At 72.4% G+C, this 18,680-nt stretch carries 17 protein-coding genes; 9 read left to right on the top strand and 8 right to left on the bottom strand.

Annotated features, from left to right (window positions below; all coding sequences use genetic code 11):
- The first annotated feature begins 42 nt into the window (after window positions 1-42).
- Both ACFRAC_RS10530 and ACFRAC_RS10525 read left to right on the top strand, forming a co-directional pair.
- Window positions 43-1,464 carry an FtsW/RodA/SpoVE family cell cycle protein gene (locus ACFRAC_RS10530; RefSeq protein WP_382923195.1) on the top strand — a complete coding sequence of 474 codons (1,422 nt, stop codon included), beginning with the start codon at window positions 43-45 and terminating at the stop codon, window positions 1,462-1,464.
- Window positions 1,461-2,936, top strand: a complete 1,476-nt coding sequence (locus ACFRAC_RS10525) for a penicillin-binding transpeptidase domain-containing protein (RefSeq protein WP_382923193.1) — start codon at window positions 1,461-1,463, stop codon at window positions 2,934-2,936. Before ACFRAC_RS10530 ends, ACFRAC_RS10525 begins: the two co-directional genes overlap by 4 nt.
- 10 nt (window positions 2,937-2,946) lie before the next feature.
- Here the strand turns inward: ACFRAC_RS10525 and ACFRAC_RS10520 are convergent, their stop codons facing one another.
- The gene (locus ACFRAC_RS10520; RefSeq protein WP_382923191.1) at window positions 2,947-4,056 is read right to left on the bottom strand and encodes a ferritin-like domain-containing protein; all 1,110 of its coding nucleotides are present in this window, start codon (window positions 4,054-4,056) and stop codon (window positions 2,947-2,949) included.
- 126 nt (window positions 4,057-4,182) lie between these two features.
- On the opposite strand from ACFRAC_RS10520, the gene ACFRAC_RS10515 reads away from it, so the two are divergent.
- From ACFRAC_RS10515 to ACFRAC_RS10495, 5 genes are all read left to right on the top strand, one after another.
- Window positions 4,183-5,121, top strand: coding sequence for a diiron oxygenase (locus ACFRAC_RS10515; protein ID WP_344408170.1), 939 nt, complete (start codon window positions 4,183-4,185; stop codon window positions 5,119-5,121).
- Window positions 5,122-5,179: 58 nt separating this feature from the next.
- Window positions 5,180-5,824 carry a TetR/AcrR family transcriptional regulator gene (locus ACFRAC_RS10510; protein ID WP_382923189.1) on the top strand — a complete coding sequence of 215 codons (645 nt, stop codon included), beginning with the start codon at window positions 5,180-5,182 and terminating at the stop codon, window positions 5,822-5,824.
- 10 nt (window positions 5,825-5,834) lie between these two features.
- Window positions 5,835-6,137 carry a hypothetical protein gene (locus ACFRAC_RS10505; RefSeq protein ID WP_382923187.1) on the top strand — a complete coding sequence of 101 codons (303 nt, stop codon included), beginning with the start codon at window positions 5,835-5,837 and terminating at the stop codon, window positions 6,135-6,137.
- Window positions 6,138-6,239: 102 nt separating this feature from the next.
- The gene (locus ACFRAC_RS10500) at window positions 6,240-7,346 is read left to right on the top strand and encodes an NlpC/P60 family protein (RefSeq protein ID WP_382923184.1); all 1,107 of its coding nucleotides are present in this window, start codon (window positions 6,240-6,242) and stop codon (window positions 7,344-7,346) included.
- 130 nt (window positions 7,347-7,476) lie between these two features.
- On the top strand, window positions 7,477-8,805 hold the full coding sequence (locus tag ACFRAC_RS10495) for a calcium-binding protein (RefSeq protein WP_382923182.1): 1,329 nt from the start codon (window positions 7,477-7,479) through the stop codon (window positions 8,803-8,805).
- A gap of 248 nt (window positions 8,806-9,053) precedes the next feature.
- Here ACFRAC_RS10495 and ACFRAC_RS10490 read toward each other — a convergent pair whose 3' ends face one another.
- The 6 genes from ACFRAC_RS10490 to ACFRAC_RS10465 all read right to left on the bottom strand — a co-directional run bounded on the left by ACFRAC_RS10490 (window position 9,054) and on the right by ACFRAC_RS10465 (window position 15,862).
- Window positions 9,054-9,596, bottom strand: a complete 543-nt coding sequence (locus ACFRAC_RS10490) for a hypothetical protein (RefSeq protein ID WP_382923180.1) — start codon at window positions 9,594-9,596, stop codon at window positions 9,054-9,056.
- Between the two features lie 704 nt (window positions 9,597-10,300).
- On the bottom strand, window positions 10,301-11,554 hold the full coding sequence (locus tag ACFRAC_RS10485) for a styrene monooxygenase/indole monooxygenase family protein (RefSeq protein WP_382923178.1): 1,254 nt from the start codon (window positions 11,552-11,554) through the stop codon (window positions 10,301-10,303).
- Window positions 11,555-11,579: 25 nt separating this feature from the next.
- Complete coding sequence (locus ACFRAC_RS10480) at window positions 11,580-12,191, bottom strand: ATP/GTP-binding protein (protein WP_062668249.1); 612 nt, start codon at window positions 12,189-12,191, stop codon at window positions 11,580-11,582.
- Complete coding sequence (locus ACFRAC_RS10475; protein WP_382923176.1) at window positions 12,172-12,591, bottom strand: DUF742 domain-containing protein; 420 nt, start codon at window positions 12,589-12,591, stop codon at window positions 12,172-12,174. Before ACFRAC_RS10475 ends, ACFRAC_RS10480 begins: the two co-directional genes overlap by 20 nt.
- Entirely contained in the window at window positions 12,588-13,091 is a 504-nt protein-coding gene (locus tag ACFRAC_RS10470) for a roadblock/LC7 domain-containing protein (protein ID WP_382923174.1), read from the bottom strand. The genes ACFRAC_RS10475 and ACFRAC_RS10470 overlap by 4 nt, the downstream gene beginning before the upstream one ends.
- The gene (locus tag ACFRAC_RS10465; RefSeq protein ID WP_382923172.1) at window positions 13,088-15,862 is read right to left on the bottom strand and encodes a nitrate- and nitrite sensing domain-containing protein; all 2,775 of its coding nucleotides are present in this window, start codon (window positions 15,860-15,862) and stop codon (window positions 13,088-13,090) included. The genes ACFRAC_RS10470 and ACFRAC_RS10465 overlap by 4 nt, the downstream gene beginning before the upstream one ends.
- Window positions 15,863-16,266: 404 nt before the next feature.
- Here ACFRAC_RS10465 and ACFRAC_RS10460 point away from each other — a divergent pair, with 404 nt between their 5' ends.
- Window positions 16,267-17,037: a protein phosphatase 2C domain-containing protein gene (locus ACFRAC_RS10460; protein ID WP_382923170.1), complete on the top strand. Its 771-nt coding sequence runs from the start codon at window positions 16,267-16,269 to the stop codon at window positions 17,035-17,037.
- A 27-nt stretch (window positions 17,038-17,064) separates the two neighbouring features.
- On the opposite strand, the gene ACFRAC_RS10455 is transcribed toward ACFRAC_RS10460, so the two are convergent.
- The gene (locus ACFRAC_RS10455) at window positions 17,065-17,559 is read right to left on the bottom strand and encodes a MarR family winged helix-turn-helix transcriptional regulator (RefSeq protein WP_382923168.1); all 495 of its coding nucleotides are present in this window, start codon (window positions 17,557-17,559) and stop codon (window positions 17,065-17,067) included.
- Window positions 17,560-17,783: 224 nt separating this feature from the next.
- Here ACFRAC_RS10455 and ACFRAC_RS10450 point away from each other — a divergent pair, with 224 nt between their 5' ends.
- Entirely contained in the window at window positions 17,784-18,629 is an 846-nt protein-coding gene (locus ACFRAC_RS10450; protein ID WP_382923166.1) for a lysozyme, read from the top strand.
- The last annotated feature ends 51 nt before the right edge of the window (window positions 18,630-18,680 follow it).

Raw genomic sequence — 18,680 nt, 5'->3', positions numbered from 1 at the left:
GCATCAGGCACGCAAGACGGACAATTTGGGTAAGTTCCGGACATGACCAAGGCCGGAACCTCCCTGGTGGCAGCGGACTCGCCCGCTCCCGCCGCACCCCTCCCCCGGCGCCGTGGCATCGAACTGTCCCTCATCGTCGTGGCCGTCCTCCTCAGCGTGTACGGCTACTGCGCCGTCGGCCTCGCCCGGCAGGGCACCGTCCCGCCCGGCGCCGCCGGCTACGGCGCCGGGCTGGGCGTGCTGGCGTTGGTCGCGCATCTGGCCGTACGCCTGCGCGCCCCTTCGTCGGACCCGCTGCTGCTGCCGATCGGCGTCCTGCTCAACGGGCTCGGCCTGGTGCTGATCTACCGGCTCGACCTGGAGACGCCGGACGACCGGGCGGCGCCCACCCAACTCGTCTGGTCCACGCTGGGGGTGGCCCTGTTCATCGTGGTCGTGCTCCTGCTGCGCGACCACCGGGTGCTCCAGCGGTACGCGTACGTCTGTGTCGTCGCCGCGCTCGCCCTGCTGACCCTGCCGATCCTCTTCCCCTCCGTGAACGGCGCCCGCATCTGGATCCGGATCGCGGGATTCTCCATCCAGCCCGGCGAGTTCGCGAAGGTGCTGCTCGCGGTGTTCTTCGCCGCGTACCTGGCCGCCAACCGCAGCGCGCTGGCCTACACGGGCCGGCGGGTCCTCGGGGTGGAGCGGCTGCAGCTGCCCACCGGGCGCGTCCTCGGCCCCATCGTCGCCATCTGGCTGCTGAGCGTGGGCGTGCTCGTCCTCGAACGGGACCTGGGCACCTCGCTGTTGTTCTTCGGCCTGTTCGTGGTGCTGCTGTACGTCGCCACCGGGCGCACCGGCTGGATCGCGGTCGGCCTGCTGCTCGCGGCGGTCGGCGCGATCGCCGTGGGCCTGCTGGAGCCGCATGTGCACGGGCGGGTCGAGGACTGGCGGCACCCGTTCGCCTCCATCGAGGCGGGCGAGGGGCCCAACCAGCTCTCCCAGTCGCTGTTCGCCTTCGCGGCGGGTGGCACGTTCGGCACCGGTCTCGGCCTCGGCCACTCGATCCTGATCGGCTTCGCGGCCAAGTCGGACTTCATCCTGGCCACCGCCGGGGAGGAGCTGGGCCTGGCCGGACTGACCGCGGTCTTCCTGCTGTACGGCCTGCTCGTGGAGCGCGGCTACCGGACGGGCCTCGCGCTGCGCGACCCGTTCGGACGGCTGCTCGCGGTGGGGCTCGCCTCCATCGTGGCGCTCCAGGTGTTCGTGATCGCGGGCGGGGTGACCGGGCTGATTCCGCTGACCGGCATGGCGATGCCGTTCCTGGCGCAGGGCGGCTCGTCGGTGGTCACCAACTGGGCGATCGTGGCGCTGCTGATCCGGCTGAGCGACCGCGCGCGCAGCCGCCTCGGCGTGCCCCGGAGCGAGGAGAGCGCGGCGCCGGAGACAGGACGGCACGAGCCGGCGGGGGCCGCCCGATGACCCGGCACATCCGGCACGCCGCCCTCTTCTGCGCGCTGCTGCTGGCCGCGCTGCTGGTCAACGCCGCCCGGGTGCAGGTCGTCGAGGCCCCGGCGTACGGCGACAACATCGCCAACCGGCGCACCACCATCGCCCGGTACGGGCAGCCGCGCGGGGACATCCTGGTCGACGGCGCCCCGGTCACCGGCTCCGAGGACACCGGGGAGCACCTGCGCTACGAGCGGACGTACACGAACGGCCCGATGTACGCCCCGGTCACCGGGTACGCCTCGCAGGTGTACGGCACGACCCTGCTGGAGCACACCGCGGACGGCGTCCTGGCGGGCACCGACCCGCTGCTGTCGCCGTTCCCCCTGTGGGGGGCCGCCGCGCGGGGCCGGTACCCGGGCGGGGACGTGGTCACCACGCTGCGGCGGGCCGCGCAGGAGGCCGCGTACGAGGGGCTGGCGGGCCGCAAGGGGGCGGTCGCGGCGGTCGAGCCGTCGACGGGGCGCATCCTCGCCCTGGTGTCCGCGCCCTCCTACGACCCGTCGGTGCTGTCGGGGAACGGCTCGGCGGTGGCCCGGTCCTGGTCGACGCTGAACCGGGACCCGGACAAGCCGATGCTGAACCGGGCGGTGCGCAAGACGTACCCGCCGGGTTCGACCTTCAAGGTGGTGACGGCGGCCGCCGCGCTGGACGCGGGAGTGGTCGAGGACCTGGACGTCAGGACCCGCACCCCCGACCCGTACACGCTGCCGGGCACCCGGACGAAGCTGACCAACGCGTCCGAGGGCTGCAAGGACGTGCCGCTGCGCAAGGCGTTCGAGTGGTCCTGCAACACGGTGTTCGCGAAGCTCGGCGTCGAGGTGGGCGTGGAGCGGATGGCGGCGACGGCCGGCGCGTTCGGGTTCAACGACCCCGATCTGAGGATCCCCTACTCGGTCGCCCGGTCCACGTTCGACACCCGGGTGGACCGGGCGCAGCTCGCCCTGTCGTCGATCGGGCAGTACAACACGCGGGCCACGCCGTTGCAGATGGCGATGGTGGCGGCGGCCGTGGCCAACGGGGGGCAGGTGCGCTCGCCGTATCTGGTGGAGCGCACGGAGCGGGCCGGCGGGGGCACGGTGGCGGCGGCCGGATCCCGTCCGATGCGGCAGGCGATGCGGCCCTCGACGGCCGCCCAGCTGCGGGAGCTGATGGTGGACGTGGTGCGGGAGGGCACCGGCTCCAACGCCTGGATCCCGGGCGCGACGGTCGGCGGCAAGACCGGCACGGCGCAGCACGGCCTGGGCAACTCCGGAACGCCGTACGCCTGGTTCGTCTCCTGGGCGCAGGGCGACCACGACGTGGAGCCGAAGGTCGCGGTCGCCGTGGTGGTGGAGGACGCGGCCGCGGACCGGGGCGAGATCAGCGGCGGCGGGGACGCGGCTCCGATCGCGCGGGCGGTGATGGAGGCCGTGCTGAAGTCGTCGCCGGAGCCGCGGCGTTGACGCGGGCGGCTCAGTCGCCGTCGGCGCCCGCGCGCACGGCGTCGGTCACCTCGGCCACCCGCTCGCGCTCCTCGCGCGCGAACCGCTCGGCGTCCAGCCGCTCGGCGATCTCCTCGTCCTGGGACATGAGCAGGTCCAGGTTGTGGTCGCCCATCTCCAGCACGCCCATGTCGACGTACGCCTGCTGGAGGCGCTTGCCCCACAGGCCGATGTCCTTGACGCAGGGCACGATGCGGGAGAACAGCAGCCTGCGGAACAGCTGGAGGAACTCGGAGTGCTCGCTGAGCTCCTCCGCCTCGGCCTTCGGGATGCCGAAGTTCTCCAGGACCTCCACGCCCCGCAGCCGGTCCCGCATCAGGTAGCAGCCCTCGATGACGAACTCCTCACGCTCCCGGAGCTCGGCGTCGGTCAGCTGCCGGTAGTAGTCCCGCAGGGCCATCCGCCCGAAGGCCACGTGCCGGGCCTCGTCCTGCATGACGTAGGCGAGGATCTGCCGGGGCAGCGGCTTGGTGGTGGTGTCGCGGATCATGCCGAACGCGGCCAGCGCCAGCCCTTCGATCAGGACCTGCATGCCGAGGTAGGGCATGTCCCAGCGGCTGTCGCGCAGGGTGTCGCCGAGCAGTGCCTGGAGGTTGTCGTTGATCGGGTAGACCATCCCGATCTTCTCGTGCAGGAAGCGGCCGTAGATCTCGGCGTGCCGGGCCTCGTCCATGGTCTGGGTCGCCGAGTAGAACTTGGCGTCCATGTCCGGCACCGACTCCACGATCCGCGCCGCGCAGATCATCGCGCCCTGCTCGCCGTGCAGGAACTGGCTGAACTGCCAGGACGCGTAGTGCCGGCGCAGGTCGCCCTTCTCCCGGTCGCTCATGCGGTCCCAGTAGGGCGTGCCGTACAGGGCCATCGCGTCCTCGGGAGTGCCGAGCGGGTCGTACGGATCGACCTCCAGGTCCCAGGCGATCCTGCGCTGGCCGTCCCACTGTTTGTCCTTGCCCTTCTGGTAGAGGGCCAGAAGGCGCTCGCGGCCGTCGTCGTACTCCCAGTTGAAGCGGGCCGCGCCGGTCGCCGGCACCTGCCAGAGGGGGGCACCCGGATCGTCTGCGTACACGTCGTATGTCGGCATACGGCGCAGGCTCCTACGTGTTGGACGCGGGGTCAACAAGTGCGGCACAGGGGATTGACGGTCTTACTGACAGGCAGTCTCATAAGACCCGTACGACGTGACCACCGGTAACGAGGTGAGGGACCGATGACTGCCCTGACGGAAGCCGAGGCGCTGGACGGACTGCGCGACGCTCTCGGCCTGCTCAAGGACCGCGAACAGGTGGCCGAACGCCTCCTCGCCTCCTCCGCGAAGCACTCCTTCGACCCCGACAAGGAGCTGGACTGGGACGCGCCCTTCGAGGAGGGCAAGTGGTTCTGGCCCCCGGAGCTCGTCTCGCTCTACGACACCCCGATGTGGAAGCGGATGAGCGAGGAGCAGCGCATCGCGCTCTCCCAGCACGAGGCCGCCGCGCTCGCCTCCCTCGGCATCTGGTTCGAGATCATCCTCATGCAGCTGCTGGTCCGGCACATCTACGACAAGTCCGCGACGAGCGCCCACGTCCGGTACGCGCTCACCGAGATCGAGGACGAGTGCCGGCACTCCAAGATGTTCGCCCGCCTGATCTCCCACGGCGGCACGCCCTGGTACCCCGTCAGCCGTGTCCACCAGAACCTGGGCCGGCTGTTCAAGACGATCTCCACCACCCCGGGCTCCTTCACGGCCACCCTGCTCGGCGAGGAGATCCTCGACTGGATGCAGCGCCTGACCTTCCCGGACGAGCGCGTCCAGACCCTCATCCGTGGCGTCACCCGCATCCACGTGGTCGAGGAGGCCCGCCATGTGCGCTACGCCCGTGAGGAGCTGCGTCGGCAGATGATGACGGCGCCGAGGTGGTCGCAGGAGTTCACCCGGGTCACCTCGGGCGAGTTCGCCCGCGTCTTCTCGGTCGCCTTCGTCAACCCGGACGTCTACACCAACGTCGGCCTCGACAAGCGGGAGGCCATGGCCCAGGTCAAGGCCAGCGGCCACCGCCGCGAGGTCATGCAGACCGGGGCCAAGCGGCTGACCGACTTCCTGGACGACATCGGCGTCCTGCGCGGAGTGGGCCGCCGCCTGTGGAAGTCGTCGGGCCTGCTGGCCTAGCGAAGGCGGGCCCGGCACCGATCGGGCCCGCTGCCACTCGGCGGTTAGGCTTCGTCCCATGCCAGCCGCTCCCGCCTACCGCCGTCTGAGCGTCGAGGAGCGCCGTACCCAGCTCCTCGACGCCGCCCTCGGCCTCTTCGCGCACCGCGCCCCCGATGAGGTCTCCCTCGACGACGTGGCGGAGGCGGCCGGCGTGTCCCGGCCCCTGGTGTACCGGTACTTCCCCGGCGGCAAGCAGCAGCTGTACGAGGCGGCCCTGCGCTCCGCCGCCGAGGAGCTGCAGACCTGCTTCGACGAGCCCCGGGAAGGTCCCCTGGTCCCCCGGCTCGCCCGCGCGCTTGACCGGTACCTGACCTTCGTCGACCAGCACGACACCGGCTTCAGCGCCCTGCTCCAGGGCGGCAGCGTCGTCGAGACGTCCCGGACGACGGCCATCGTCGACGGGGTGCGCCGCGCCGCCGCCGAGCACATCCTGCGGCACCTGGAGGTCGGCGACCCGGGGCTGCGCCTGCGCATGACCGTCCGCATGTGGATCACGGCCGTGGAGGCGGCCTCCCTCATCTGGCTCGACGAGGGCAAGCAGCCGCCCGCGGGGGAACTGCGCGACTGGCTGGTGGACCAGTTCGTCGCCGTGCTGTCGGTCACCGCCGCCCGTGACCCGCAGACCGCCGCGCTGGCCGAGCGCCTGCTGGCGGATGGCTGACACTGGTCCCGTGAAGAGCGAAGACACCCCGTTCGAGGGCGGCCCGATGGACGGCCGTGTGCTGCCGGTGCTTCTGGGCATCACCGGCCACCCGCCGAAGACGTACCGCATCCCCGTCCCCGGCCCGGACGGCGGCCCGCCCACGGTCCTCGTCTACCGCCGCGTTCCGCGCGGGCAGGGCGCCCGGCCGGGCCTGTCCCGGCGCTGGAAGTACGCCTACGACCCCGAGGGCGACCAGGGCCGTCGGCTGAACTGGCCCTGGTCGCGTCCCGGCGACACGCCGCGCGGCAAGCCGGACGACCCCCACGGGTGACCGGCCTACGCCGAACCGCGCACGTCTCGCGCGCGAACCCGGTGCGTCGGCCCGATGCTCACGGTGCGGAGCAGAGATCCTGTCCGCACCGGAGGTGATGACATGTCAGGAAGGCCGCTGCGTCTGGCGTGTACCGCGGCCGTGACGGCCGCCGCGCTCCTCGCACCCGTGTCCGCCACGGCGGCCCCCGCCCCCCCCGAGCGCACCACGGCCGTCCTCCTGACGGACCTTCAGCGTCTGTACCGGGAGGCGGAGCGGGCGACCGAGACGTACAACGCCACCGAGGAGAAGCTGGATCGGCAGCGCGCCGAGGTGGCCCGCCTGGACAAGGCGCTCGCCTCCGCACGGCTGCGGCTGCACGACAGCCGGGGCGCGGCCGGCCGTCTGGCCCGCCAGCAGTACCAGAACACCACGGCGATCTCCCCATACGTCCTACTGCTACTCGCCCGGGACCCGCAGCACGCCCTGGACCAAAGCCATGTCATCGGGCTGCTGGCCCGCGAGCGCGCCGAGGCCGTCGGCCGGCTGACCGGCACGGAACGGGCGGCCGACCGGCTGGCCCACCGCGCCCGCGCCGCCCTCGACCGGCAACTCGGCCTCGCCGAACGGCAGAAGAAGGACCGGGACGCCGTACGGAAGCGGCTGCGGAAGGTGGAGGAACTGCTGGCCTCCCTCACCGCCGGACAGCTCGCCGCGCTGGCCGAACTGGAGGAGAAGGGCGCCACGAAGGCCCAGAAGGACCTGCTGGCGTCCGGCACCCTCGCGCAGGACGACCACAAGCCGTCCACCCGGGCCCGGCGGGCGATCCGCTTCGCCGAGCGGCAGCTGGGCAAGCCGTACCGGTGGGGCGCCGAAGGGCCCGGGTCGTACGACTGCTCGGGGCTGACCCAGCGGGCCTGGGCGCACGCCGGTACCCGGATCCCCCGCACCAGCCAGGAGCAGTGGGCACGGCTCGAACGCGTCCCGCTGACCGAACTGCGCCCCGGCGACCTGGTGGTCTACTTCCCGGACGCCACGCATGTGGCGCTGTACATCGGCAAGGGCAAGGTGGTCCAGGCCCCGCGCCCCGGCGAGGAGGTCACGATCTCCCCGATCGCCTCCAACCCGGTCCTGGGCGCGGTACGCCCGGGTCGTGCCCGAAACGGCCTATCCCAAGGCCCAGTTGGAGGACGGGCAGGGGGCCGGTCGGTGGATCGCGGCCCGGTGTGACGGTGTGTCTGTAGGGCCGCGCAGGACCGGTGTGACTTGATCACCGAGTGGTCCCGGGCTGGGGCCACGGTGACAACCGACGTCCGTGGCGCGCCCGGCGTGCCGCGCCCCCTGCCGAGGAGTCCTGATCGTGAGACCGACCACGCACCATGCGTTCCGCCCCCACGGTGCCGAAGCCGCGGGTGAGCGGACGCGGCGCCCGGTCCGGCGTGCCGCTCTCCTGCTCGCCGCGGCGGTCCTGCCGGCGGCGCTGCTGGTGGTGCCCACGGCCACGCCCGCCGCCGCGGCGACGCAGACCGTCACCTTCGGCGCCGGCGCCAACCAGCCCTTCACCGTCCCCGCCGGTGTCACCCAACTGACCATCACCGCCACCGGCGCCACGGGTCAGAACGGGGCCGACCAGGGCGGCCAGGGTGGGAACGGCGCCACGGTCACCGGCACCGTCACTGTGCCGTCCGGTACCACCACCCTCTACGTCAACGTCGACACAGGGGGAGGAGCCGGCGGCTCCCAGGGCTCGGGGGGAGCCGGCGGCGGCTCCAGCGACGTGCGCACCTGCAGCTCGGCCGCCTCCGGCTGTACCTTGACCGGTGTTCCCGGTACCGATCCCCGCCTCATCGTCGCGGGCGGCGGAGGTGGCGGCGGAAGCGGCGGCACGCTGTCCGCCAACCCTGAGGCCGTCGGCGGAGCCGCCGGCGTCGTCGGAGCACCCGGCGGTGACAGACAGGACGGCGGCATGGGCGGTGGAGGCGGAACCCAGATCACCGGAGGGGCGGGGGGAGCCGCCTGCCCCATCGGCGGGACAGCCGGCGGCGACGGCACCGCCGGTGCCGGCGGCAGCGGCGGAGGCGCCTTCGGGGCCGGTGGCGGCGGAGGCGGCTGGTTCGGTGGTGGCGGAGGTGGAGGCTGCAACGCCGTCACCGGCGGCCCCACTCCCAGCCAGGGGCCGGGTGGCGGCGGCGGTGGGTCGAGCCTGGTCCCGCCAGGTGGTACGTCCGGGCCGGCGGCGGGAGCGGCCCAGGTGACCATCACCTACGAGGCTCCCCCGACCTGTGCGACCGCCACGCCCACCATCACCGGTACCAACCGCAACGACGTCCTGACCGGTACCCCGGGCCACGACGTGATCTTCGCTCTCGCCGGGAACGACCGGGTCGACGGCCGCGGGGGCAACGACCTGATCTGCGGCGGCGACGGCAACGACTCCCTGTCCGGCGGCAACGGCAACGACCGCGTCGAGGGCGGCAACGGCAACGACTCCCTCATCGGTGGCAACGGCGACGACAGCCTCATCGGCGACTCCGGCAACGACTCCCTGTCCGGCGGCAGCGGCAACGACTCCTTGTCCGGCGGCAACGGCAACGACGCTCTCAACGGCGGCGCCGATGCCAATACCAACGACGGCGGATCCGGCCGCAACACCTGCGCCAACCCCTCGACCGGACCCGGTTGCAACTAGCCCCACCGGCCGACCCTCTGGTCCACGATCCCCAGAAACGGGCCCCCGACACGTCTGTCGTCCCAGCGGCGACCCGAGGTGTGGGGCCCGTTTCAGCGCTCCGCGACGCGGCTGAGCAGCCCCCACCGGCGCAGGTCGCGGCGTTGGTCGATTACGCGGTCACAGGCCAGAGACCCGGTCCGGCACTTCTTCGGCTACGAGCGACCCCGTCGCCAGTGAGACTCGGCCGGCCGAGTGCTCTCGTCGCATCACATCTGCGGGGTCTGTGGGGGGCGGGTCGTAGGGGGCGCTGGTTTGTCCGTGTGTCGGTGGGGGGCGTCGAGGTGGTGTGCGGTGCCGTGGTCGCGGGCCAGTTCGACCATTGCTTCCTGCAGCGCGAACTCCAGAGCCGCGGGTGCGTTCAGGGCGCCGCTTCCGTCGGGCGGGCAGATCCAGCGCAGATCGCCCCAGCGGCAGTGCGGGGCAGGCGTGGCGATCCACCCGCCCGTGGTGAGGTAGCGGATGCCGTGCCCGACCCAGAGGGTCATGGGGGCGGGCGGCAGGAAGAAGCCGACATGCTGCCGCCTGCTGTCCAGCAGCGCCGGGCCGGGTTCGAGGCGAGGCATGCCGGCCATGATGTCGGCGGTGCGCAGGCCCAGGCAGGCCGGGACGATCAGAACGTCCCAGAATCGTCCAGCGGCCAAGAGGTGGACGCCGCTGATGCCGCGCTGCCAGTCGTCCTTGCACAGCCGGGGCTCCCGTGCGGCGGCAGCCAACCACTCCATCGCGTTCGTCCACTGCGCCAGTGCCATCACAAACCTCCTGCATCGTGTCGGGCTTCGGAGCCCGGCAGGTCAACGGCTGATCCGACTGATCACCTCGGTCGTCCGGGGAGCGGTCAGGACGTGAGAAGGAGGACCGCCCTGAGCTGGGCGGAGCCGACCGAAGCAGACGCCGTGCTCCGCGGTCCCGCCCGGCGTTGCCGCTTGCGAACCCCAACCGGCGGTTCATGGCCGCTCGTTGACGAGTGCGGCACGGTCCGAGTGGGCCGGATCCCTGCTCCTGTCCCGGGAGCACCGGGTGATCACTTGTGCCTGTTGCGTGTCTGTTGGTGACGTGCGTTGAAAGCGAGTGAGTGCTCAATGAAACGCGGCGCGTGAGAGTGCGGCCAGAGGATGAACGGCCGGTTCACCGCATGGGGCGAGCGCCGGCGTTCAGAGGGGGCAGATATATGCACGAAAGCGCCCCCACGCGCCTCCTTGCGCCCGTGCGCATCAGAACCTGTGTCCTCCGCGTGCCCGATCGGACAGCATCCAGCGGGGAGCAAGGGGGAACGACGGCAAGCGCACCGTGAACGCGCGGGTCAACGTTCCAAGGTGAGCCGGGATCCGCGTACGCGGTCTTCCGAACGAGAGACGGCCCCGGTGCGGCCGGGGCCGTCCGTGGGCCGTCCGAGGGGGGCGAAGTCGGCCACCGACGACAGACGACGGCGGCCGAGCCCCAGGTCGGAGACCCCTCACGCGCCGGCGACCGAGGCCAGGTAGGCGCCCGTCTTCTCCGGGTCGTAGAAGAAGTTCTCGAGGTCGGCCGGGTTGTTGAAGGCGTTGGCGAAGCGGTCGGCGGCCGGCTGGAGCTGGCCCGCCGCGCCGATCAGGTTGAGGACGTGCTCCGGCGGCGGGGCCAGCATGGCGTTCGTCCACTTGGTGACGTGCTGCGCGGTGTCCCAGTAGCGGTCGAAGGTGGCCCGCATCCAGGTCTCGTCGAACTCCTTGTCGCCGTGCTCCAGGATCGACGCGAGGTAGGAGGCCGCGCACTTGGACGCGGAGTTGGAGCCCTGCCCGGTGATGGGGTCGTTGGCCACGACGACGTCCGCGACGCCGAGGACCAGGCCGCCGCCGGGGAGCCGGCCGACGGGGTTGCGGACCGTCGGGGCGTACCGCCCGCTCAGCGTGCCGCCGGCGTCCGTCAGCTCCACCTTGGTGGCGCGGGCGTACTCCCACGGCACGTACCACTCCATGAGTTCCAGGGTCAGGGAGAGGTGCTCGGCCGGGTCCTTCACGCCGCCGAAGACGTCGAGCGGCCCGCCGGGTATGCCCTCCCAGAACAGGATGTCCGCGCGCCCGGACGTCGTCAGGGTCGGCATGATGAACAGCTCGCCGACGCCGGGGACCAGGTTGCAGCGGACGGCCTCGGTGTCCGGGTGCTCGGGGCGCGAACCCATCCCGTGGACGTAGGCGACGGCCAGCGCGCGCTGGGGCTCGCTGTACGGGGAGCGCTCCGCGTCCCGGCCGAACATCTGGACGAGCTCGCCCTTGCCCGCCGAGACCAGCACGAGGTCGTAGGTGCGGGAGAAGTAGTCGAGGTCGCCGACGGCCGCGCCGTGGACGACGAGCTGGCCGCCGCGCTGGGCGAAGGTCTCCATCCAGCCGGCCATCTTCACGCGCTGGTCGACGGACTGCGCGAACCCGTCGAGCCGGCCCAGCCAGTCGATCGCGCGGGCCGCCGGGCCCTCGGCCCAGGAGCCGGGGGCGGCGACCGAGACACCGAGTCCTTCGATCTTCGGGGCCTGGGACTCCCAGAAGTTCAGCTGGAGGTCGCGCTCGTGCTGGAGTGCGGTGTGGAACATGCACTGGGTGGACATGACCCGCCCGGAGCGGATCTCGTCCGCGGTCCGGTTGGACATCAGGGTGACCTCGTACCCGTGGGACTGGAGTCCGAGGGCGAGCTGGAGACCGGACTGGCCGGCCCCGACGACGAGTATCTTCCGCATGCGGGTGAGGGCTCCTAACCGCGTTTCACTCGGGGGTGACGTCGAGCGCGTGTCCCACCAGGGACAGAAGGGTCTCGATCACCGAGATCCGGCGCCTCGCGTCCATGATCATTACAGGTATGTGCGCGGGGATCGTCAACGCCTCACGCACGTCCTCCGGTTCGAACCGCTCGCTGCCGTCGAAGTGGTTGACCGCGACGACGTACGGCAGTCCGCAGCTCTCGAAGTAGTCCAGCGCGGGGAAGCAGTCCTTCAGCCGCCGGGTGTCGGCCATGACGACCGCGCCGATCGCGCCGCGCACCAGGTCGTCCCACATGAACCAGAACCGCTGCTGGCCCGGTGTGCCGAACAGGTACAGCACCAGGTCGTCGTCGAGCGTGATGCGCCCGAAGTCCATGGCCACGGTGGTGGTCGACTTGCCGGGCGTGGCGGTGAGGTCGTCGGTCTCCTCGCTCGCCTCGGTCATCAGCGCCTCGGTCTGCAGCGGCGTGATCTCGGAGACCGCGGTGACCAGCGTGGTCTTCCCGACGCCGAACCCGCCCGCCACGACGATCTTCGTGGCGATCGGAGCCCGGGTGCGGTCCGTCTGCCAGGACCTCAGGTCCTCGTCGGTGTCCTCAAAGACGACGGAGTCCACTCAGCACCCTTTCGAGCAGAGCCCGGTCCGGACGGCCGGCGCCATGACCGGTTCCGGTCCCGTACACACGGATCTTTCCCTGGTCCGCGAGGTCGCTGAGGAGCACGCGGACCACGCCGAGCGGCATCTTCAGCAGCGCGGCGATCTCGGCCACCGTACGCATCCGGCGGCACAGTTCGACGATGGCCCGCAGCTCCGGCATCACCCTGGTGCTGAGCGAGCCGTTCGTGAGCTCCTTGCGCTCCTCGGGGGCCTCCAGCGCGGCCACGAAGGTCTCCACGAGGAGGACGTGACCGAAGCGGGTCCGGCCGCCGGTGAGCGAGTAGGGCCGCACGCGGGCCGGTTTCCGGTCTCCGCCGCGCACGGGGAGCTGTGACCGGTTCCTCGGGGCGTTGCTCATCGGGTGCCCCCTGCCGACGCGGGCTCCAGAGACTTCCGCAGCTCACTGCGTAGTTCGGGGGTGAGGACGTGGCCGGCCCGGCCGACGAAGAGCGCCATGTGGTAGGCGACGACGCTCATGTCGCAGTCGGCGGAGCCGTGCACACCGAGCAGCGAGCCGTCGCTGATGGACATGACGAAGAGGCTGCCCTCGTCCATCGCGACCATGGTGTGCTTCACCCCGCCGAACTCCATGAGCCTGGCCGCGCCGACGGTGAGGCTGCCGATGCCGGAGACGACCGTGGCGAGATCGGCGGAGGAGCCGCGCGGGCCGGAGCGGCGCTCGGACCTCGCCTCACGGGCCTCGTCGTTGCGTGCCTGGTCCGAGGAGAGGAGGAGCAGTCCGTCGGAGGAGACGACGGCGACCGACTGGATACCCGGCACCTCCTCGACCAGATTCGTCAACAACCAGTGCAGGTTGCGGGCTTCACTGCTCAGTCCGAAGGTACTGGGCGCGGTCAACTGCTTGCCTCCTCGACGGTGCCCCCCGTGGCTGCTTCGGATTCGGTGCGCGTTTCGGCGGGCGTGTCCGGTGCCTTGTTCTGTCCGGTGCGTTCGGCGATCTCCGCCTGGACGTCGCGGTAGCCGGCCTCCGCTCCCCTGCGGAAGCCGCCGAGCCGACGGCGCAGGGCCTCGGCGTCGACCGTTCCGCCACGCTGGGGCGGCGGGGCGGTCGGTGTGGTGATCTTGGGGGTGCGCTTGGGCAGGCCCTTGTCGGTGACGGGCTCCGGGGCCTCGTCCGCCTCGTCCCGGGCGCGCTCGTGGGTGTCCGGGCCGATGGCGTACGGGTCGGGCCGCTCAGGGAGCGACTCCTCGGCCGGGGCGGCGGCGGGCTCCGGGATCAGCAGCTCCATCGTCGTCTCGGACGGCGACGGCTCGGCGGGCACGCCCGGCTCGGCGGCCTCGGGCTTCTCGCCGGCGTCCTCGGTCCCGGACCCGGACCCGGACTCCGACTCGTTCCGCAGTACGGCCTTCTCGGCCAGCTCCACCAGCGGGTCGGTGTTCTTCTGCCGGGCCGGCAGGTGGTTGGAGTTGGCCTCGGCGTCGGCGCCCGGCAGGGAGAAGGTGTGGCCGCCGGTGCGGCGCGGCGCGTCCATGGGGACCGCGGCGGTGGGGGCGGCGGCCAGCAGGCCCGCGGGCAGGACCGCCACGGCCGCGACGCCGCCCTGCTTCTGCTCGCGCAGCTGGACGCGGACGCCGTGCCGGTGGGCGAGGCGGGCGACGACGTACAGGCCGAGGCCCAGGCCGTCGTCGCCCTCCTGGTCGTAGGTGGCCGCCGGGTCGAACTCGGAGAGGCGGGCGTTGAGCCGGACCAGCCGGTCACCGGCCATGCCGATGCCCTCGTCCTGCACGGAGAGCATGACCTCGCCGCTCTCCAGCAGCCAGCCGGAGACCTCGACGGGCAGGTCCGGCGGGGAGAACGAGGTGGCGTTCTCCATGAGTTCGGCGAGCAGGTGCGAGAGGTCGTCGGCGGCGAATCCCGCCACGTGCGCGTGCGGCGGCAGCGCGGCGATCCGGACCCGCTCGTACCGCTCGATCTCGCTGACGGCGGCGCGGACGACGTCCACCAGCGGCACCGGCCCGGCGTGCTGCTGGACGTGCTCGGTGCCGGCGAGCACGAGGAGGTTCTCGCTGTGCCGCCGCATGACGGTGGCGAAGTGGTCCAGCTTGAACAGGGTGGCGAGGCGCTCGGGGTCCTGCTCGCGCTCCTCCAGGCCCTCGATCACGCCGAGCTGGCGCTCCACCAGGCCGAGGGTGCGCAGGGCCAGGTTGACGAAGGTGGCGCCGATGGTGTCGCGCAGCCGCTCCAGCTGGGCGGTGGACTCAGCGAGTTCGCCGCGCAGCTCCTCGCGGGCGTCGGCCATCTTCTGGCGCTGCCCGACCAGGTGCTTGCGGTCGGACTCCAGGGTGGCGAGGCGCTCGTGCAGGGTGGCGGCGCGGGTGTGCAGCGCGTTGACGGAGTCGACGACCTGGGCGAACTCGTCCTTGCGGCCGGTGAACCGCACGGGTTCCTCGGCGGCCGGGTCTGCGGCGCCCGCGAGCCGGGCCGAACCGAGCCGCAGCACGGCGAGGGGGCGGGTAAGACCGCGGGCCATGCCCGTGGCGACGCCCACGGCGAGCAGCATCAGCGCGCCGAGGATCGCGATGTGGATCTCCAGCGCGGTGACGTCGTCGTCCCGCAGCTCCTCCAGGGCCTTGGTGCGGCGGTCGTAGAGCGCCGACTCCGCGCCGCGCATCGAGTCGACGCGGGCGGACAGGGCGGCCGAGGCCCGGCGGGCGTCCGTGGCCAGGTCGCGGTCGGAGAGCGTGGGCTCGTCCGTGAGGGCCGCCAGGTACCGCTCCGCGGTGTCGACCTCGGGGCCGGTGACGGTGGAGTCGTAGGAGGCGCGCGCGGCGGGGGCGGCGGTGTCGCGGAAGCCGGCGAGGGCCGCGTCGGAGCGCAGCCGGGCCTGCTGGGCGGCGGTGGTGAGCGCGTCGCGCTGCTTGGCGTCCGCGTCCGAGGCGGTCTTCCGGGTGGTGGCGGCCCCGGTGAGCGGGTCGATCACGGTCTGGGTGGTGGTTGGCACGCTCAGCGCGGCGAGCAGCAGCCCGCGCGCGGCGGCGGCCTGCTGCACCGCGGTGTCCAGTTCGGCCAGCGCGTGGGCGCCGGTGCCGGCGCGCGACGGCATCTCCTCGGCCAGCCGCTCGGCGAACCGGTGCAGTTCGGTGACGGCGCCCGTGTAGGCGGCGTGCGCCTCCAGGGCGCTGCTCTTGCCGGTGAGCGCGGAGCGGCGCAGGGCGGCGACGCTCTCCAGGTCGTCGCGGAGCCCGGCGGGCGTGTCGGGGTCGGCGCGCAGCTCCTCGACCTGCCGGTCGACCCGGGTGCTGCGCTGTTCGCTGGGCGCCTTGGACTTGGGGCGGCCCGCGGCGATGTAGGAGGTGACCTCGTCGCGCTCGTCGGCGAGGGAGTGCGCGAGGGTCAGTGCGTCCTGGGTCTGCTCGGCGAGCGTCACCACGCTCTGTGTGTCGTGCAGTTGCCCGGAGGCGGCGACGACCGAGGGGACCCCGGCGCCGGCGATGGCGGCGGCCACGACGGCCACGGCGACGATCAGCCGGTTCCGTACGTGGGTCGGGCGCCCCTTGCCTGCCGGGGCGGGGGCGTCGGCGGTGCCGGGGATGGGCTGGGCGCCTCCTGCGGAGGCCGTCTGCTTGTCTGAGCGACGAGGCCGCGTCTTCTGCACCGGTGCTCGCATTCCTGACTCGTGGTACCCATGGGTCCGGATGACGTGTCGTCAACTTTCGTCGACCGTACGCACACCCCTCCCCCAAGCTCGCGACCGGGGTCGCGCCCGGGGTGGCCCTCACCGGTCCCCGACCCTCCCAGCGCGGGTGGGCGACGGCCGCACATCACCTGAGCCGCCACCCGAAGGAGTGAACCCCGGAGGGGAGTTGGCGGGCAAGTTCCCGTGGCGTGTGCGGGTGCCCCGCGGGGTGGGCCGGTTGGACGTCTGCGGCGGGCGGTGGCAGTATTCGCCGCCACGCCTTGCCGGAGTGAAGCATTTCTCTCAAATCAGGCGGATGACCTGCGCCGCCGTGACGAACCGGCAGGATGCGCCCCCTTGGGGGATCTTGTGAAGGGCTCGTGCAGACTGGCCGGATGCGCACTGAGCTAGTTTCGGAATCGGGCGATCCGGACCGCGCCAACGAGGACTTCGCGAGTGTCGCTCTGCCCGCCTCGGGGCGGGGAGGGGCCCTCGTCGTCCTGGACGGGGTGACACCGCCGAGGGATGCGACGGGGTGCCGGCACTCCGTCCACTGGTTCACCGCGCGCCTGGGCGGGGCCCTGACCGAACTGACCGTTTCCCTCCCTGATGTTCCACTCGCGGACGTGCTGGGCCACGCCATCGCCCGTACCGCCGAGGCCCATGCGGGGACCTGTGAGCTTTCTCACCCGCGCACGCCCCAGGCGACCGTCGCCCTCGCGCGGTGGTCCGCCAGGGCGGTGGAGTACCTCGTGCTGTCCGACTCGGTGCTCCTCGTGGAGGGACGCGACGGCACGGTGACGGCCCTTCTGGACGACCGGCTGGCCCGGCTGCCCCGTTCGGCGCTGGCGACGGACGCCCACATCGACGCGCATCTGCGCAACAAGGAGGGCGGCTTCTTCACGGCGGCCGCCGACCCCGCGGTGGCGGCGCGTGCGGTGACGGGGACGCTGCCGCGCGGCGAGGTGCGCACCCTGGCCGCGCTGTCGGACGGGGCGGCGCGCTGGGTGGAGCGCTTCCGGCAGGGCGGCTGGGGCGGCTGCCTCGGCCTGGTCCGCAAGGAGGGCGCGGGCGCGCTGGTGGAGCGGGTCCGGGCGCTGGAGCACGCTCACCCGGGCCGCGGCAAGCGGCACGACGACGCGACGGTCGTGTACGTGGAGCTGTGAGGGCGGGCGGGCCGCCGGGGAGGGTGCCTACTTCTCCGTGCCGCGGTTCAGCTGGTTCAGCAACCGGGCCAGCTCGGCCACTTCCTCGCGCTCCCAGTGCGAGAGCTGCGCGACGTAGCGCGCCCGGCGGGCCTCGCGCACCTTGGCGACCCGGCGGCGCCCCTCCTCGGTGAGGTGCACCAGCCAGGCCCGGCCGTCCGCCGGGTCCGGCTCGCGGGCGACCAGCCCCAGGTCCTCCAGGGCGCGCAGCTGGCGCGACATGGTGGCCTTGCCGACGCCGATGTACGCGGCGAGTTCGGTGGCGCGCAGCCGTCCGGACTCGTCCAGACGGACCAGCAGTCCGTACGCCGCCGACTCCAGGTCCGGGTGCACCTCGCGGGCCATCTCGCCCTGCTTGGCGCGGGCCCGCCGGAAGAGAACCGTCAACTCGCGTTCCAGGTCCAGGAACTCGGGCTGGTCCATGCCACCGCGGGAGGCCCCGGGTCCGGGCGCCGTCGCGTCGCCGTTGCCGTCTTCGTGCACGTCAGCCCCTGACTCGTTTTCCCGGCCGTGAAAGTTTCCGCCAATCGGCGTCATCGCCGCAGCTCCGTCAGTATTTCGCAGGCTTAGACCAACGGCAGCCGTCAGGGCCCCTTCCACCTGGTCATTCGGCTGCCTAGCGTCGTACGGCGGAGCAGCGCTGACATGCTCACGCCACACCCGTGCGCGTTCCCCACCATGCGTCACCGAGCCTTCGGAGGCACGCTATGCCCGTGCACAGACCCGAACAGCGCCACCCCCACAGCCCCTATCCGACCGGACTCCTGCTCACCCTCGTGCTCACCCTGGCCCTGCTCGTCCTGGCCGCCCAGCCGTCGTCCGCGAGGGACGGCGGCACCGGCGCCCCGCCGCGCGGCTCCGCGTACATGGGCATCGGCGTCGTGTCCCACGACGGCACCGACGGCGCCCCCGCCGGCACCCTGGCCACCCAGACGGAGGGCGTGGACGTCTCCAGCCACCAGGGCAACGTCGCCTGGTCGACCCTGTGGTCCAGCGGGGTCAAGTGGGCCTACGTCAAGGCCACCGAGGGGACGTACTACACCAACCCCTACTTCGCCCAGCAGTACAACGGCTCCTACGACGTGGGCATGATCCGCGGCGCGTACCACTTCGCGACGCCGGACACCACCAATGGAGCAACCCAGGCCGACTACTTCGTCGACCACGGCGGCGGCTGGTCCCGTGACGGCCGCACCTTGCCCGGCGTCCTCGACATCGAGTGGAACCCGTACGGCGACGCCTGCTTCGGCAAGTCCGCGAGCGCGATGGTCACCTGGATCCGCGACTTCGTGAACCGCTACAAGGCCCGCACCGGCCGCGACGCCGTCATCTACACGGCGACCAGCTGGTGGAAGCAGTGCACCGGCAACTCCGGCGCCTTCGCCACGGCCAACCCGCTGTGGATCGCCCGGTACGCGACAGCCGTGGGCGAGCTGCCGGCCGGCTGGAGCTACCACACGATGTGGCAGTACACGTCGACCGGCCCGACCGTCGGCGACCACAACCGTTTCAACGGCGCCCTCGACCGCGTCGTGGCCCTGGCCAACGGCTGACCTCCCCGGCACGGCGAGGGCCCGGGTCCCCCGAAGGGGACCCGGGCCCTG

Origin of the sequence: Streptomyces sp. NPDC056628 (assembly GCF_042792555.1) — a bacterium.
Classification (GTDB): domain Bacteria; phylum Actinomycetota; class Actinomycetes; order Streptomycetales; family Streptomycetaceae; genus Streptomyces.
This window is presented reverse-complemented; position numbering and strand designations above follow the sequence as displayed.

Excerpts from the sequence above, each read along its gene's own strand:
- ACFRAC_RS10465 (WP_382923172.1), bottom strand. The coding sequence starts at position 15,862 with ATGCGAGCACCGGTGCAGAAGACGCGGCCTCGTCGCTCAGACAAGCAG.
- ACFRAC_RS10500 (WP_382923184.1), top strand. The coding sequence starts at position 6,240 with ATGTCAGGAAGGCCGCTGCGTCTGGCGTGTACCGCGGCCGTGACGGCC.
- ACFRAC_RS10530 (WP_382923195.1), top strand. The coding sequence starts at position 43 with ATGACCAAGGCCGGAACCTCCCTGGTGGCAGCGGACTCGCCCGCTCCC.
- ACFRAC_RS10490 (WP_382923180.1), bottom strand. The coding sequence starts at position 9,596 with ATGGCACTGGCGCAGTGGACGAACGCGATGGAGTGGTTGGCTGCCGCC.
- ACFRAC_RS10520 (WP_382923191.1), bottom strand. The coding sequence starts at position 4,056 with ATGCCGACATACGACGTGTACGCAGACGATCCGGGTGCCCCCCTCTGG.
- ACFRAC_RS10525 (WP_382923193.1), top strand. The coding sequence starts at position 1,461 with ATGACCCGGCACATCCGGCACGCCGCCCTCTTCTGCGCGCTGCTGCTG.
- ACFRAC_RS10510 (WP_382923189.1), top strand. The coding sequence starts at position 5,180 with ATGCCAGCCGCTCCCGCCTACCGCCGTCTGAGCGTCGAGGAGCGCCGT.
- ACFRAC_RS10515 (WP_344408170.1), top strand. The coding sequence starts at position 4,183 with ATGACTGCCCTGACGGAAGCCGAGGCGCTGGACGGACTGCGCGACGCT.
- ACFRAC_RS10450 (WP_382923166.1), top strand. The coding sequence starts at position 17,784 with ATGCCCGTGCACAGACCCGAACAGCGCCACCCCCACAGCCCCTATCCG.
- ACFRAC_RS10460 (WP_382923170.1), top strand. The coding sequence starts at position 16,267 with ATGCGCACTGAGCTAGTTTCGGAATCGGGCGATCCGGACCGCGCCAAC.
- ACFRAC_RS10475 (WP_382923176.1), bottom strand. The coding sequence starts at position 12,591 with ATGAGCAACGCCCCGAGGAACCGGTCACAGCTCCCCGTGCGCGGCGGA.
- ACFRAC_RS10485 (WP_382923178.1), bottom strand. The coding sequence starts at position 11,554 with ATGCGGAAGATACTCGTCGTCGGGGCCGGCCAGTCCGGTCTCCAGCTC.